This window comes from Paenibacillus sp. PK1-4R (assembly GCF_030369595.1).
Lineage (GTDB): Bacteria > Bacillota > Bacilli > Paenibacillales > Paenibacillaceae > Paenibacillus.
The window spans coordinates 562,648-579,743 of record NZ_CP126535.1 but is presented as its reverse complement, the minus strand read 5'-3'; the positions used below and the strand labels follow the sequence as shown (position 1 = coordinate 579,743).

Here is a 17,096-nt window from a genome sequence, read left to right as displayed (position 1 = left end):
CAAAGATCATCCTTGATCTTTGGCGGTTTTCCTCATCTCACTATATTTAAGTCAACGATGGAATCTCTCAACTAAGCTTGTGCGACGGGTGACTCCTGATGTTTCTGCAAAAACTCCAGCATCCGGCGGTACACGAGAATCTCGTTTGTTTTTCTGGAGAAGCCATGACCCTCATCATCCAGAACGATGTATTCCACATCAACTCCCTTGGACTGGAGCGCAGCCACAATCTGATCAGATTCGGCCTTCACGACCCTTGGATCATTGGCACCCTGAATGACCAGCATGGGGTTAACCATCTGATCAAGATACGTAATGGGTGAATCCTTCGTTAAACGTTCGCGGTCACGGACCGGGTCACCCAGCCAGTTATCCATCATCGGCTTCCAGTCTTCCGGTACGGATTCCAGGAATGTGAACAGGTTACTTGGCCCAAAAATATCGACCGCAGCCCGGAACAGCTCCGGATGGCGACCTGCCAATAACAGGGTCATATATCCCCCGTAACTTCCACCTACCACAAACAACCGCTCTGGCGATGTAATTCCCTGATCAAACAACCAGTTGATCCCGGAAACACAGTCCAGCCTTGGACCCTCACCCCAATCACGCTCAACCATCTTGACGAATTCCGCACCATATCCGGTACTGCCCCGGAAATTCGGTGCAAAGACATGATAGCCCTGAGCGAGCATCATCTGGAACATGGGCCGAAAAAACTTCGCTTCGGATGCTTGCGGCCCACCATGAGGCCAAAATACGGTGTAGCCATTGGCCTGCTCTGGCTTTGCTTTGAACAAGAGAGCTTCGATCTCCAGTCCGTCGTAGGAGTTATACCGAATAACGTCAGGGTACACGAGATCACTTGGGTCCAGTCCGGTTACCCGATTGGCAGTCAGCGGCTCCCAGGACTCAGAACCTGCGATTTTGCGATAAATGTTATGCGGTTGGATCGCTCCACGTCCGAGGATATATACATTGCCAGCCTTCGTAACGTTCACCTGTTCTATCGTATCCAGCGGCATATCTATGCGCCGAGGCTCATCGGCATTTTTACCCAATACGTACATACGATTCTCCGGCCCTGTAAGTGTCCAGAAATATAAGGTCTCGGAAGCCTGATGCCAGCGGATAAACTCCACATCTTCCCCTTCGATTCTGCACAATATACGGAATTCGCGGGTATCGATACGGTACTCAGCCACATAGGCGTATGCGGAGTCATCATTGGTAATGAACAGAAGACGATTATCATCTGCAAAAATCAGATCAGATACCTGACTATAACGTTCTGAAGCTGGCAGAATCACCATTTCTTCATTGTTACGATACAGATGCGCCGTCTGATACGTATTGGAGTACATTTTTAAAATGACATAACTCTTCTCGTCAGGACTTACAGCAAACAGGCTGCTCGTAACCTCTTCTCCACTGTATAACAGTTCATCTTCCCCTGTCTCCAGATCGATGCGGCGTGAATTCAGATAATTCGGATTACCCGCGCTGGTAACATAATAGAGACGTTGTCCATCCTCGGACAACTCAGCGAAATAACAGCGATCATTTGGTTCTGCCGAAACCACAGGCAGTGGAACGCCACCCTCGGGTGGAAGTGCATACAGATGATAGTTCTCATCTCCATCTCGATCAAATGCGGTAAGAAGATGACGTCCTTGCGGGTCTGCTTTGATAAATTGACTGCTCTGATTCAAGTACGTTAAAGGATACGGGTATCCTCCAGGCAAATCCATCGCCCAAATATTCGGCTGACCGTTCAGATTGCTGTCCATGAACAAACGTTTCTCGTCTGCCGATACGGCAAAATGCGAAATACGGTACGTCTGAAAATATTGCTCAACATCCGGTTTAGGGAACTGAATCATGACAAACCTCCTTGGAATGGAACCAACGAATTTAACATTAGTAAATTAAGGTACCATTTGTCCATATTATAGGTAATGCCAATGTTTAGACAATAGATATGTGAGTTATAATTCCAGATTTTCTCGATTTGTACATGAAACTCACGTATAAAAGGTCATATGAGCTTTGTCTTCGCGATAATAATCCAGCCTTTGCTTCATCGTACCTGTATGCAGTTCGAACAGATGACCATCCGGATCGGTAAAATATACAGATAATGCATCCCGCGGATCTCTTGGCCTTCCGGGAAGAATGTCAGCCCCCGCTGCTCGCAGCTGCTGCACAGACGCATCGAACTCCTCTTCTGTAACGGTAAATGCAATATGGGTATAGGTTCGTTCCGTATAGTTGCGAATAACATCCTCCTGATTCAGGGCAATCCACAGACCAGCAAGCTCAAAATAAGCCAGTTTGCGTCCTTTCACCTGAATTCGGGCACCGAGAGCCTGCTCATAAAAGGTAATGGCCCGCTCCAGATTGGATACGGAAAAGCACAAATGATTAATTCCTTGAATATTCATGTGGCTCCTGACACCTCCATCAATTTAAGGATCTATCCTTATTATGGTATATTCTGTGCAAAAAACAACCGCTCTGCTGCTTCCTCCCGCACCTTCTTCTGGGCGAATGCATAGGTTATCCGTATCAATGAACGTTCGAGGAGGATGTAAAGCGAATGAATCCTGTCTATCCTTTTTATGGTGAGAAAACGGTATGCAAGGAGCAAAAGCTGGCATTTCCACCCCAGCATCAGGACCAGCAACCTGGTCTGGAAACCCTGATGGTGCCTGAACCGATCAGTGAAGATCCTGCCTATATTGGCAGCTGCAAACTCCAAGGTAAGGTTGCCATTATTACGGGTGGGGACAGTGGAATCGGCCGGGCGGCCGCCATCGCTTTTGCCAAGGAAGGTGCGGATATCGTCATTGCTTATCTATATGAACGGACAGATGCCGAAAGGACTCGTGAACGGATCGAAGAGCTGGGACAGCGCTGTCTCTTAATCGAGATTGATCTCCGCTTAAAGAAAAACTGTGAAGCCGTCATTCGCACAACCATGGAAACCTACGGGAAGATCGATATTCTGGTCAACAATCATGGCGTACAGTATGTGCAGCCAAGCATCGTTGATATTACAGAAGAACAGCTGTATCACACCTTTCAGACCAATGTGTTCGCTTATTTCTTTCTAATTCAGGCCGCTCTCCCCCATCTGTGCAGAGGTGCCTCCATTATCAATACGGCTTCCATTACAGCATATAAAGGCAATACCCAACTGATCGACTACTCTTCTACCAAAGGAGCCGTCGTATCGCTGACTCGTGTACTCGCCCAATCACTCGCTGCACAGGGAATCCGTGTGAATTCCGTCGCCCCGGGCCCCATCTGGACACCGCTCATCCCTGCCAGTTTCTCCGCTGAGGATGTACAGGTATTTGGAACAGATACACCCATGGGTCGAGCTGGTCAGCCTTACGAACTGGCGGCAGCCTACGTTTATCTCGCTTCCCGCGATTCATCCTACGTCACAGGTGAATGCATTCATGTAAATGGCGGCGATATGGTAACGACTTAGGCTGATGTCAGGTTGGATTTGGCAGGTGTGGCAGGATATCGGTTCTCCAGTTGCGAAGAGGGTTAGGAGTATGATCCGGTTATGCCGGAGCCTGACATCTAGCGACAAGGAGCTGAACAACCTGATGAACTTCGACCCACTCTACCAACCGTACCCCTCTTACCGCGTGCCTGTGTATGCCAAGCAAGGCATGGTCGCCACGTCTCAGCCACTGGCTGCACAAGCCGGTCTGGATGTTTTGAAAAAAGGCGGCAACGCCATTGATGCCGCCATTGCAACTGCGGCAGCACTCACCGTGCTGGAGCCTACGTCTAATGGCATTGGAGGCGATGCTTTTGCCCTCGTCTGGACCGAGGGCAAACTGCATGGCCTGAATGCCAGCGGCCCTGCGCCTCAGGGCATATCCATTGAGGCGCTTCAAGCGGCAGGCTATACGGAGATGCCGAAGCTTGGGGTTGTTCCGGTGACGGTGCCTGGCGCACCGGCGGGTTGGGCTGAGCTGAGCCGCCGTTTTGGGCGGCTCACGCTGGCGGAAGCGCTGAAACCGGCCATCCGATACGCGGAGGAAGGTTACCCGCTTGCGCCTGGGCTGGCCCGCCACTGGGCAAGGGCAGCCGAGATTTATGCACGCCAGGGTGATGCGGAGGCAGGGCGTGCGTGGTTTGAGACATTTGCTCCAGGCGGGCGTGTTCCCGCAGCTGGAGAGATGTGGCGCTCGCCGGATCATGCGGCGACTTTGCGCCAGATTGGCGAGAGCGAAGCGCGAGACTTTTACGAAGGAGAACTGGCAGAGCGCATTCATTCCTTTATGGCAGAACACGGTGGTTATCTGACCAAAGATGATCTGGCGGCATTCCAGCCCGAGTGGGTTGATCCCATCTCCGTCTCCTATCGCGGATACGATGTGTGGGAGATTCCGCCGAATGGACAAGGACTGATTGCTCTGGCGGCGCTTAATCTGCTGAAAGGTTACGCATTCGACGAGAAAGAATCCGTTCTGGCGTATCATCAGCAGCTCGAAGCCATGAAACTGGCATTTGCCGACGGGGAAAAATATATTACCGAAGAGCGCAAAATGGGCGTGACGGTGGAAGAATTGCTATCCGAGGCATACGCAGAAGAACGGCGCAAACTCATTGGTGATACCGCACGCGCACCTGAGGCAGGTGATCCACGAGCAAGTGGAACGGTCTATCTGGCTACGGCGGACGGTGAAGGTAACATGGTTTCCTTTATCCAAAGCAATTACATGGGCTTCGGGTCTGGATTAGTTGTTCCAGGGACAGGCATTGCATTGCAGAATCGTGGACACAACTTCTCACTGGACCCGAATCATGCAAATGCCCTGGAGCCGGGCAAACGGACGTATCACACGATCATTCCGGGGTTCCTCACCCGCGGCAGCGAAGCGGTTGGGCCATTCGGTGTCATGGGTGGTTTCATGCAGCCGCAAGGTCATGTACAGGTGGTCATGAATACGATCGATTATCACCTGAACCCACAGGCCGCCTTGGATTCTCCACGCTGGCAGTGGACGAAGGGCAAAACAATTCTCGTGGAACCGGGGTTTCCACAGCACATTGCACAGGCACTCGCCCGCAAAGGACATGATATTCAAGTGGCACTCGATCCATCCCAGTTTGGACGTGGTCAGATCATCTGGCGCAACCCGGACAATGGCGTATTATGCGGGGGTACGGAAACTCGAGCCGACGGCTCGATTGCGGCTTGGTAAAACTCGCTTCATTTTTATAATAGGATGATCACCTTATCATCCGTATAGGGTGCTATTCTATGGCACAAGAGAGATGATTCATGTCACCTCTCTTGTGCCTTTTTGGGACTTTTAACGTCAGTAAACAACTTACTGTAGATATTTATGTACCCTTTTAACCAGAGAAATGTAAAAATAATGTGTAATTCATGAAAAATATTTATTTTTTCGTAATTTTTCACTACATACCATAATTCACAGTGCCTTTCTTACCGATATAGATAAAGGGAAATCCTCACCATACGTGTCATCATGTACACGTCATTCCCTGGAGCTACGGAACCATGCAAAACAGAAAAATGCGACTACAGAAATGAGGGTAACACACATGAAAACAAACAAGAACAGACGCGCAGGTCTAGGTCTCACCCTAATGATGATCCTGACGGTACTGATCCTGGGGGCATGTTCAGCCAATAATACAACAACGGCAACAGACACAAGAACAAAGGTTGGGATCGTGCTTACGGAAGTGGGTCTGGGTGACCGTTCTTTTAATGATGCTGCTTTTGATGGGCTGGTTCAAGCCAGAAATGAGAAAAGCATTGTCTTTGACTATCGTGAACCGGGCGACAATTTAACTGCCGAAGCTGCATTTGAGGAGTTTGCAGAAGCCAAATTCGATCTGATTATCGGCCTGAGTGATACGGTCCAAGCAGATATGGAGAAAGTTGCAGCCAAATATCCTGACCAACAGTTCCTCATGATTGACAGTCAGTCCGAACTGCCTAACATCGCCTCCATTTCATTCCGGGCCGAAGAAGGGAGTTATCTGGCAGGTGTTATTGCCGCTATGGCTTCAAAGGAAGATCATGTCGGCTTCCTTGGTGGAATGGAGATACCGGTCCTTCGTAATTTCGAGCAGGGTTTTAAGCAAGGTGTTCTGGCTGTCAAGCCGGATGCAACCGTTGATGCTGTCTACGCAGGGGACTTCGGTAATGCCGAGCTCGGTGAACAACTGGCTGCACAGATGATTCAGAAAAAGGGCGCTGACGTGATCTATGTGGCTGCCGGTCTCACAGGTGTGGGCGCACTGACGGAGATTCAGAAATTAGGGAAATACGCCATCGGTGTAGATACCGATCAATTCTTTTTGGCGGAAAAAGCCATTCTTACGTCCATGCTGAAAAATGTGGATGTCTCTATCTATAATGCCGTTAACACGTTTATTAAAAACAATCATACTTTCCCTCAAAAGGAAATCGTGGAGGGGCTGGCGGAGAACGCCGTGGGTCTGACTGCTCTACATAATATCACGCTCAGTGATGAACAACAGCAAACCTTCGAAGATCTGAAGGCAAATATCTCTTCCGGTCAAATCAAAATTAAGCTTGATCAATAACCCATCGGACACAAGGAGGTACGCACATGAAACTACAGGGAAAACTGATACTTAATGCTCTAATTTCACTACTTTTAAGCCTTGTGCTGGTCGCTTATATCATCATGCAACTGCTCGGTATGAATGCCAAAAATCAAAATCTGGTACCAGCCATGCTCAAGGTTAGTGAACTGAATGCCAATCAGATTCAGACCCAGCAGGCACTGGATGTCTATTCGTTCTCCATGACAGCAGGAAATCAGGATGCAGTACTCCGCTTGCTGGATGAAGGCCAAACGATGATTCAGGACCTTACGGACGGATTGCTCGAAACAGATCAGCAGTTACAGCTTATTCAGTCCATCGAGACAAAATTACAAGCTCTCAACCAGGGAGCCACCGAAGCGATGAGTGCGATGAACAGTGCGGAAGCGAAACGTTACAGCACTCGGGTTCGGGGCATACAGAATGATATCTATTCGTTAGATGAGATGACTCGGGATCGTTATGATCAATATACCGTCGATTTGGAACGTGACATTCAGCAAACGTGGCAAACCGCTCTGGTAGGAGCCATCGTATTGCTTGTCGCCGTAATGCTGTTTAATATGTATACTTCACGTCAGATCGCCAAGCGTATTCGAACACTCAAAGACGCTGCGGGACAAATTGCGGACGGTGACCTAACCGGACAATTACCGGAATCTCGGGGCAAAGATGAACTCGATGACCTGAGTCGCTCCTTCGGTATCATGACTCATAATATCCGCGGCATTATTCAGTCGATTGGTGAAGCGGGTCATCGTGTCGATTTGATGGCGCAAGATATTGACCGTGGCAATGATACAGCCCAAGCGATTGTGCAGCAAGTATCACGCACCACGGAGGAACTCTCGATTGGCAGTCAAAAGATTGCCGAGGATCTGAGTGAAACGGTGATGGTTGTGGACAAAATGCAGTCTACCTTTAATAGCAATCTGGAGTCCACTTCCCAATCGGTGATCGATGGTCGTGAAGTATTAACTACCGTTGAGGAAGGTAATAAGGCTGTAGCAGAGCAACTCCGCTTGGCCGAAGTGAATCGCATGGCAATGGCCGAGGTGGAACAAACGGTGCGGGAACTGGAAGAAAGCGCGGTTCGAATCACTACGATGACGGCATATGTATCGGAGATTGCCAAACAAACGACCATGCTCTCGTTAAATGCCTCCATAGAGGCTGCTCGCGCTGGAGAAGCTGGACGTGGCTTCGCTGTTGTTGCGGGCGAGGTGAATAAACTCGCCGAACAATCTGCGCAATCGGTCAAACATATCTATGCGGCTGTGGGCGAGATCACAACCTCCATGGACAAGGTGAAGAACTCTGTAGCACAAAGCATGCAGTTATTCGGCGAACAGGAACAAGCCACTGGCCAGACTCGCGAATCTTTCTCTGCTATTCGTGAAAGTGTGGAGCGCATCAGTACGGGTATCCATCAACTTGCTGAGGACATGCAACAATCCAATGAACTCAGTACACAGGTGCAACAGGCCATCGAAAATATCAGTGCCATCACCGAGCAGTCGGCTGCCAGCAGTGAAGAGATCACCGCCTCCACGTCGGAACAACAACGTTCCTTCGCTGATGCAAGTATCAAGGTGAAGTCATTGCGTGATATTAGTGCAGAGATGCATCAGGAACTGCTGCGATTCCGGCTGTAAGCAGGATGCCGCGAGAACTTGGGCCAGACGTAGGTCGGATGTCGTTTAGATGCAGATTATAGGCATGTTATGGGCAGGTTATAGCCGAGCCAGGATCAGGTAGCGTGAACATACAAACAAATAAAGGGGAGCCTCAGTCATGGATCATGACAGGGCTCCCCTTTTCAGTAACTAATCGTTGTCGTTTCATCTAAAAATTAATTCGTTTCAGAGATATGAAAGTATATAGATTGAACTAAACATTTACACAAAACAGAGAAGACAGAAAAAACCTGAAAAAGCGGCGCTAAAAGCTATCTGAAAGAAAGCCGCCTCGGAAGCATACGCTTTCCCGGATTTCCTAATTTATAAAAAAACTGGGGATAACAGCGATCGGAAGGTTGTTCTGTCACCGGAGTGTCCAGTGTAAATATTCTTTAGTTCAACTTATATAGATAATAAGACATCAGCATTTCAGATCCAAATGTTTAACGAACTGAGCAAACCTTATTGGGCCATTAATTGCAGATTATAAAATCTAACGAATCTCAGGCATTCTATTCCCTAATTTAGTCCGGTTTTTCAGGTGTTTTATCTGAAATACACAGAAATAACGTGGATGAGGTTCGTTAGCTTTTGCTCCTCGATGTAAACCGTGGTATAAGGTGTATCAGGTTCGTTAGGGCACTGGGAATTGGGTAGTGAGTACTGAGCAATGGACAATGGGCATCGGGCATTGATCATTTAGCATTGAGCAATGGACATCGTGCACTCATCTCTTTTGATGCGCTGGTGCGCTAGTTCGTTGGATCACTTGCAGTTTAGAAATGATTAGTCATAGGCAGTAACCCAAAACCAAGAGCTTGTCCCACACCTGCCCCATCCTCACAGTGCGTCGATGATGTCTCCGGCCAGCAGGGACGATGGGTCACCGCGCAGTAGGGCTGCTCGTTCGGCAGCCTGTCCGTGGAGATATACGCCGAACGTGGCGGCTTGCTCCGCGCTGAGCCCTTGGGCAAGCAGACCGGCGATGATGCCGGTCAATACGTCTCCGGCACCGCCAGTCGCCATGCCGGCGTGCCCGGTGGTGTTGATGTACGCCTCGCCGGACGGCGTTGCGATGACCGTTCGTGCTCCTTTGAGCACAAGGGTCACGCCCTGCTCGCGGGCGTATTTTGCAGCGTGCCCAATGCGGTCACGCTGCACCTCTTGGGCCGACATGCCCAGCAGTCGGCCCATCTCGCCAGGGTGCGGCGTCAGGATTGTCGCCGCACTTCGCTGGCCCCAGTCGCGAGGCCCATGTGGGCCAGCGTCTGCCAGCATGTTGAGGGCGTCCGCGTCGATGACGAGCGGACGATCCGTATGTTGCCACAGACGGCGCAGCCAGTCTGTGTCGCCCTTGAAGCGGCCGAGGCCCGGGCCGGTCGCGAGCACGTCGCGGCTCTCCGCGAGACGCAGCACGACGCCCGCGGAAGCCGCGTTCCATTCGCCGCTGTCGCCATCGGCGGCGGCAGCGAGCATGAGTTCGGGCACGGTGCCGATGACATGCGGCAGCAGTGCCGCGGGCAGTGCCCATGTGGCGAGCCCGCAGCCTGCGCGCAGCGCGGCCTTGGCCGAGAGCAGGCCAGCGCCGCTCATCGGCAGACTTCCTGCGGCCAGCAACACGTGGCCGTAGGTGCCCTTGTGGCCGTCCGGTGCCCGGAGGCGGCCTGTGTCCACGCGCAGCGCACCGCGCAGCACCTCGTCCGTCAGCAGACGGACTGAGGGGCCATGCTCTGGCGCAAGCCGCGCGGGAATGCCGATGGCGCGCACCACAATGCGCCCCGCGGCAGAAGCGCCCGGGTACTGCACCATCCCGCGCTTGAGCAGCGCGAGACATACGGTCACCCTGGCTTGAATGCAGGGCTCGTACACCTCTCCCGTGTCGGCGTCCAGCCCGCTTGGCACATCGGCAGACACGACCGGCTTGCCGCTGTCGTTCGCCGCCTCAATCAGCGCCGCGTAAGCCCCCCGCGGCGCTCCCCGCGACCCGGTGCCCAGCAGCGCATCCACGATGCCTGTGCACCGGCTGAAGTCCACGGCTTCGCGCACGTGGACAAGAGCAGGGATGCCGAGCTGAGCAGCGGCATCCCGTTGCACTGCAGCTTCGCCACGCAGTGCCTCAGGGGCATCGGCGTAGACCAATGTCACGCCAAGCCCTGCTTCAACCAAATGGCGCGCGGCCACCAGTCCATCGCCGCCATTATTGCCCTTGCCGATCAGCATGTACCACTGCTGATCTCCTGGACGCTCCATCACCAGCGCCGGATCGGCGATGATGTCGCCAACATAACCTTGCCGATCACCGGGCCCGGTGTGTGCCCGCCTCACACCTGTCTTGCTGCTATAGCCAAGCTGCCCTGAATCCACAAGCCGGCCTTCTGCCTGCCCTTCCCGGCACAGCTTGATGACTTCCTCGGCTATGGCACGGCCTGCATTCTCCATTAGACTAGCTGCCGGAATACCGAGCTGATGAATGGTATGCTCGTCCACAGCTCTCATCTGTTCAGCGGTTACGATAAACAATGTTCATCCCTCCCCGTGACAAGCTCATCTCAAACCTAAAAGCAACAACTTCGCACCTAAACGCTGTGTTCTGTAAGTGTATCACTATATTCCCTTACCCCATCCAGTTACCACAATCCAATCGATACATCATCGGAAACTCTATCGATTCCGTGTACGAGACCTTCAGATTAAATTATCCATTCCAAAGCCTGTCTACGCTTAGTAACCTACTGTAAATCGTGCCTGAATAAACTGCGGATCGTCCAGTTCGTCCACCAAAGCCGCTGCAAAATCGCCAACGGAAATTGAGCTTTCCCCGATATCATCTGTAATCACACGGGTCATACCAACTCGGAACTGGCCAGTCCGACGTCCTGTTGTGATTGTTGCAGCAGGGCTCATGTAGGTCCAGTGAATACCTGACGCTTCAATCAGGTCATATGCTTCTGCATGGGCTTTCGCAAGTGGCTTAACTTCTTCCGGGAATCCCGGCGTATCCATCAGCATCTCTCCGGAATCGGTCAGCAAACTTCCCGCTCCACCAACTACAACCAGACGTCCTGCTTTTGCCCGGCGCACACCCTCGATTAACGAACGTGTCACTTCCAGCATCTCTTCTTCACCACCAAACTTCGGTCCATATGCACTCACAACCGCTTCCTGACCCGCTGCAAAATCAGCCACCTGATCCGGGTTAAGCAGATCTCCCTGTTCTACACGCAAACGCTCATGCACCATCTCAATTTTGGACGGGTCACGCACCACCGCTGTCACTTCATGCCCACGATCCATCAGCTCCCACAGTATCGTCTTACCAATCGCTCCGGTTGCTCCAAAAATGGCTACTTTCATATAAATTCCCTCTTTTCTGTAGATATCTTCTCATCAACTTACCGTTATTTTAATACTTAATCCTATTGTTATATACCTTAAACGGCTCACGCCATCTTAAACCGGATGTGGACACTTGTAAACCTATCTCTTACAGCTTATATGTTGAAAAATAATCTTTACTCCTCTACCAGATGAAACACCAACACTCAGAAGTATCCCCTCTCCCCACGATCAACCAACACAGATCATGAAAAAAAGCCGCTAATGCGGCTATTCGGAGATAATTTCATTAGGATATGAAGTTTGGTCTCACACCAAAATTCAGTTTTCGTTCCACTAGGTAGTCGGTCCTTCTTCTCCTTGCCTCCACCACATCCCCTCCGATTTTGGGCTGGTGTATTCAAATCCAAATTGAGCATACAGCCGATCAGCCGGAACATCCGCCAGCAGACTGACCAAACCACGGGCTGGAACTGCTTTACGCAGATAATTCATAATCTCGCTCATGATCAGTTTTCCATACCCCATTCCCTGAACATCCGGGTGTACAGCAATATCGACGACCTGAAAGAAACAACCTCCATCTCCAATCACTCGCCCCATGCCTATCAGCATATCCTCTTCACGCAGACATACGGCAAACAAGCTATTCGGTAATCCAATCTCCGCCCCTTCCCTGCTCATTGCACTAAGGCCGGCAATCTGCCGCAAGGCAAGATACTCCACTGCTGCGGGTGGTGTGTGTTCAATATTCACATGATCCATGAATTGTGCCCCTTTCTGCTTGAATTCATCTACTTCCTGTGTAATAGTGAGAGAAAGCTTACGTGAAGCGTGTTTCATGATACATGAAGTTGGTGCAAAGGAGGAACAAGAGTGTTTCAACGTTGGATTGAAGATCTAACATCGCGCCCAGGCACTGTGGCTGTGCTGTTTGGAGTCATGGCTTTGCTTCTGGGGATATACATATGGTCTGCCACTGAAGTTCGCCGTAGCCACGAAAGGCGAATGCAAAGGATACGAGATACATTATACATAAGTACAGCCCTCTTGGGACAACTTACCATCCAGGAAAATCGGAATTATGAACGGTCGGAACACGAACATAATGATCTGATAACAGCAATGTTAGCCTGCAAAGCTGCATCTTACCTATCCCCTCAGCTACAGGACCAGATCCGTGACTGTATTAAGGATCATGATCCTGCCAGATTTGGACTGATGCACAGAGCACTGGAACGGGAATGCACCGTATTATCGGATGAACTCAGCCGGGATACTCATGCAGATCATTGGGGCACTGCGCTCTGGACCATCCTTCGGCCCGTAGCCGAACCAACCGCACTGGCGGCCACAGGGTTTCTCGTAACAGATATGTTATTTCGTCAGCGAATGTTGGACGTGCCTGTAGACTCATGGGTGAGCATCTTGCCATGGATTCGCGCGGTTTCCCTAATGATCACCATAATATATGGTTATCTGCTCTGGGCCAGCCCACGCCGGGATAGGCCACGTACAGTAACCAAATTGCTCTCCTTGCTGATCGCGCTATGCTCCTTGCTCCATCTGATTGGACCTGTTGCTGCTCCCTATGCTCTGGGATTACAGCTGATTATATTTACTTCGGGTTTCGGGTTGATTGGGACACGCTCTCGCAGTGACCGTCCCTACGCAGGACATACGGATCTGGAACCAACGAAGCAAGTCTCTGCGGAGATGGAAGGAAATACACGTCGTACATCTGGTACCAACACCGACGAATAACCTACGCATCCAGCCGCTTCCGTATGATTAAACTTAGATACTCACCTCGATGATACGAGACTCGTTCCTCTCTCGACTGGATTTCCACCGATCAGGTCGTGTCTCCTTACTCGGCATGCTATACGATGATGAATGTCAGTGTCCCAAAATTATCGAGCTCCCGTCTGGCTGTTCCTATTGAGTAGCCAGTCGATTTTCTAAGGAACACAGGACGTCTTATATTACCTCTACAGCCTCTTTCAAAATTGTAAAGAACCTCAGACACGTTATTTCCCAAAATCGCTCGATAAAAACGCTCTAAAACGCCATACATTTCGATATAACGTGTCTCAGATTCCTTAGATTTCTGCGGGTGCTTCAAATCCTTGGATAAGACGCCTCAGATTCGTTAGCGCTCAATCGCTGCTCATGCTCTGTTCCAAGCGCGACTGAGAGGGACAACCCCGTGTCCCTCTCGTACGAAGCGAAATTTCATTGTTAGAGGAAAATAGTAAAGCCGCGCGGCATCCTGATCCCCTACTCAAACATCCAATGTGCAGTACGCTTACTTACTCCGTACCTGTTCAGGGCGCCTCGGCTTTCAGTAAGTTTGAAGTCACGCTCTAAATTCTGCAAGTCTGTACGCAAAAAGGGCTGAAACTACATTGTAGCTTCAGCTCTTTTCTATATTACTTATTTTGTCTTGCGAAGAATCATCGTAAAGTTACCCTGTCATCGAAGTGGCATGTGTAACATTTATTAGTTCACTTTGTATCATGGATAATTACTTCACTTATTTGGCTACAACATGTGCAATGATACGACCTTTTTCGTACGTGACCGTAACGTCATAACCATCTGCCGTTACACTGTCGAATTCACCTGTAATTCCATTAGCCGTAATTAACGTAATATCTTTGGAACCTTCAATCTTATAGTTGGACAAGTCCAGATTCAGGTTTCCTCCATCAATATAGAGCTTTCTGCCAACATTCAGTTGACTGTTGCCATCAGCGACAACCAATTCCAGTGTCCCCTTATCCATGGTGAAGTTTCTATTCAAGGTTAATGCTCCATCGACATTTACAACAACTGTTCCATTTTCTACATACAGATCACCTGTACCAAAAGCAGCTGCAGATTCGGCTACCAGCGTTCCTGCTTGCAGCAATGTTCCGCCAGTGTAGCTATTTTTCCCTGTCAATGTAAGAGTTCCTGTTCCTTTTTTCGTGAGCATTCCACTACCGGTGATATCATTTCTCCACCAGTCTTGTGCATTGAAGCGCCCTTTGGAAGCGTCCATATCCACAGTTACATTGTTCAAGAATGCACCGTATCCATCCGCAGCCGTGACCAGATCAATTCTACCCCAGCCTTTGGATTCATCCAGTACAGGATATCCAGAGTCAATAGATGTTGTATACAATACTTGTCTGCGTTGCTCATCTGTTAAATACGGTTGACGTGTTTCCAACAGGGCTTCTGCTCCTTGCGGGACAACTGGAGCCAAACCTTTGGTTCCTGTTTGTGGCAGACCGTAAGTCATCTTTTCTCTATAGAAGGCTTTATTGGCATCATGATCTTCCCATTTGTGTTCATCGTAAGCACTCTTGAACGTGTAATCCTCTGTTACGGTATGTGCATACTCATACAGACTCATATTTTTTTCCTTGGCTGCAGCTCCAAATACTTCTCCTGCATTCTCATAACCTTTCTCTAACACATCTTTATTCTCAGCCTGATTAAGTGCATATGCAGCCATGGCTGTGGATTGTATTCTTCCTCCTATAACATCAAGCGGTGAGTGCATCCCCGTTACGATTCGATTCTCGCCCAACTGAGCTGCTCTCGTTAACAATTCAGTGAATCGTTCTGGTGTAGCGTATGCCAAAGGAAATACGGATAAGTAAGCTGCACTGGTATGTCCGCTCGGAAATCCGCCATCTTTTCCTCTTCCATCCTCAGCGATTCGTTTGACATAAGTTAACGCAGGAATAAGCTTAACGTTGGTTTCGTATTGCTGGTAATGTTTTTCTCCTGTTGATTTGGTGCCGCCTGAAACCAAAGGTACTTCTTTTTTCTCACCTTCGCCCAAGGTTTCCCATACAGGCAGTCCCTTGCTGTCAACAACTTCTTTCACTTCTCCATTGGAATTCATTCTCCACGGTCTAGGGGAAGAGTAGAAATATTTAGAGGGATTAGATGAGGCAGGAATTTTGAATCGAACCAGATCAACTAAATGGACCAAGTCTGAAAGTTCCGTCTTTGCTTCCCAATCTCCAATGCCTTGGCTTTCATCTTCCACTGTTTCCTCGGTCAATACCACATTCATCTCGTCCACCGTTCGTTCAACGTTTGTCTTTGGCTTGATGATATCTACATACGTGTTAGCCAACGGACCAAAGCCCTCCATCACGCTATAGATCTTATCTCTTTGGTCATCATAATAAGCTGCCAATGTCTCTTCAGCCGTGCGATTTTGCGTGACCTTTTCTACATATTTGATATTGGCTTCCCAAGTCGCTTTGTTTCGGATCTCTTCATTTGCATATGTTTTCTGATCAGCGACAGCTACGGTTGGATCGTTTTTAAAGCCATCATAATATGGGGACGGTCCATCTCCATACTTTGCATTCTTTCCGTCAGCTCCAATTTTAGTTGCCGCTGTTCCATCTCTCCAATCCGCTTGGTTCATGGACCATACTTGATCAAAACCGTCCAAAATATCAATAAACGGATTGGTTTCCGCAATATTTTTCAAGGTGTCGTCTCCGGCATTGGCTCCGTGCTTCACGGCGGACAACCGAGCTTCATCTGCTGGAGGATTAACATTCAATACGGTTGCCGTTCCTTTTGGCTTAGCTGGTTTGGCAGCTGTAGTAGCATCTGTTTCCACCGCCTTAACGAGCGCAGACACTGCTTCGGCACGAGTAATGGAATTAAGCGGTTTGAAGCTTCCGTCTGCATAACCAGAGATAATTTTCGCTGCTGCCGCTCCACCTACAGCTCCCTTGCTCCACGCCGCAATAGACGATGAATCGCTAAATACATTTGCTGCTGTTTCATTTAACTCCAGATTCAAAATGCCAGCGATCACTTTAGCTGCTTCTTGACGGGTGATCGGATCTTGCGGCTTCATTGTGCCATCGGTGTATCCATCTATATATCCATTCGCATTTGCAATAGAAATTGCTTTGTAATACCATGCACTCTCAGACACATCGTTAAAGGTAATTTTAGCTTGTCCGGAATATCCAAAAGCACCGTTTACCAAATTCATAAATTCTGCTCTGGTAATATACGTATTTGGTTTAAATGAACGATCCAGGTAGCCTCGAATTAATCCTTCATCACCCCATGCTTGAATATTTGCTTCCGCCCAGTGTCCCTTAATATCAGAGAACTGAATCTTCTGATCGGCTGCAAAACTCTTCTCTGCAAATGTCGGACCTACCATAGACAACATTAGAAGTAATGCCAGTGACTTTTTAAGTGGTTTTCTCATGGCTTGCAAATACACGCTCCCGTTATGGTAAATTATTTTTTTGCTTCTGCATCTGCAAATGAGTAAGAAAGACTCTATACAGATGTCTGATCTGCCGTTACTGTAGCATTAGGAAGCGTTTCGCATCTATAGAACAAATTCCGTTTTATATCAAAATCGTACGTTCCGGAGCTTATATGCCAAGAAAAATGGAG

Annotated in this window: 11 protein-coding genes; 5 read left to right on the top strand and 6 right to left on the bottom strand. The window is 49.4% G+C overall.

Features of this window, described 5'->3' with window-relative positions; all coding sequences use genetic code 11:
• Positions 1-71 precede the first annotated feature (71 nt).
• Positions 72-1,883, bottom strand: coding sequence for a S9 family peptidase (locus QNO02_RS02715; RefSeq protein WP_289391021.1), 1,812 nt, complete (start codon positions 1,881-1,883; stop codon positions 72-74).
• Between the two features lie 141 nt (positions 1,884-2,024).
• On the bottom strand, positions 2,025-2,444 hold the full coding sequence (gene fosB, locus QNO02_RS02710; RefSeq protein WP_091038258.1) for a metallothiol transferase FosB: 420 nt from the start codon (positions 2,442-2,444) through the stop codon (positions 2,025-2,027).
• Positions 2,445-2,599: 155 nt separating this feature from the next.
• On the opposite strand from fosB, the gene QNO02_RS02705 reads away from it, so the two are divergent.
• The 4 genes from QNO02_RS02705 (at position 2,600) to QNO02_RS02690 (ending at position 8,294) form a co-directional block, all read left to right on the top strand.
• The gene (locus QNO02_RS02705) at positions 2,600-3,499 is read left to right on the top strand and encodes a glucose 1-dehydrogenase (protein WP_036607429.1); all 900 of its coding nucleotides are present in this window, start codon (positions 2,600-2,602) and stop codon (positions 3,497-3,499) included.
• 124 nt (positions 3,500-3,623) lie between these two features.
• Complete coding sequence (locus QNO02_RS02700) at positions 3,624-5,234, top strand: gamma-glutamyltransferase family protein (RefSeq protein WP_289392663.1); 1,611 nt, start codon at positions 3,624-3,626, stop codon at positions 5,232-5,234.
• A 367-nt stretch (positions 5,235-5,601) separates the two neighbouring features.
• A complete protein-coding gene (locus QNO02_RS02695; protein ID WP_289391020.1) occupies positions 5,602-6,615 on the top strand; it encodes a BMP family lipoprotein in 1,014 nt (337 codons plus the stop codon).
• Positions 6,616-6,641: 26 nt separating this feature from the next.
• Complete coding sequence (locus QNO02_RS02690; RefSeq protein ID WP_289391018.1) at positions 6,642-8,294, top strand: methyl-accepting chemotaxis protein; 1,653 nt, start codon at positions 6,642-6,644, stop codon at positions 8,292-8,294.
• An 864-nt stretch (positions 8,295-9,158) separates the two neighbouring features.
• Here QNO02_RS02690 and QNO02_RS02685 read toward each other — a convergent pair.
• From QNO02_RS02685 to QNO02_RS02675, 3 genes are all read right to left on the bottom strand, one after another.
• The gene (locus tag QNO02_RS02685) at positions 9,159-10,838 is read right to left on the bottom strand and encodes an NAD(P)H-hydrate dehydratase (RefSeq protein ID WP_289391017.1); all 1,680 of its coding nucleotides are present in this window, start codon (positions 10,836-10,838) and stop codon (positions 9,159-9,161) included.
• 201 nt (positions 10,839-11,039) lie between these two features.
• Positions 11,040-11,672 carry an NAD(P)-dependent oxidoreductase gene (locus QNO02_RS02680; protein WP_091038252.1) on the bottom strand — a complete coding sequence of 211 codons (633 nt, stop codon included), beginning with the start codon at positions 11,670-11,672 and terminating at the stop codon, positions 11,040-11,042.
• Between the two features lie 318 nt (positions 11,673-11,990).
• Positions 11,991-12,419 (bottom strand): GNAT family N-acetyltransferase, encoded by a 429-nt coding sequence (locus tag QNO02_RS02675; protein WP_289391016.1) that lies wholly within the window; start codon positions 12,417-12,419, stop codon positions 11,991-11,993.
• A gap of 111 nt (positions 12,420-12,530) precedes the next feature.
• On the opposite strand from QNO02_RS02675, the gene QNO02_RS02670 reads away from it, so the two are divergent.
• Positions 12,531-13,418 (top strand): hypothetical protein, encoded by an 888-nt coding sequence (locus QNO02_RS02670; RefSeq protein WP_289391015.1) that lies wholly within the window; start codon positions 12,531-12,533, stop codon positions 13,416-13,418.
• Between the two features lie 772 nt (positions 13,419-14,190).
• Here the strand turns inward: QNO02_RS02670 and QNO02_RS02665 are convergent.
• On the bottom strand, positions 14,191-16,902 hold the full coding sequence (locus QNO02_RS02665; RefSeq protein ID WP_289392662.1) for an S-layer homology domain-containing protein: 2,712 nt from the start codon (positions 16,900-16,902) through the stop codon (positions 14,191-14,193).
• Positions 16,903-17,096 lie beyond the last annotated feature (194 nt).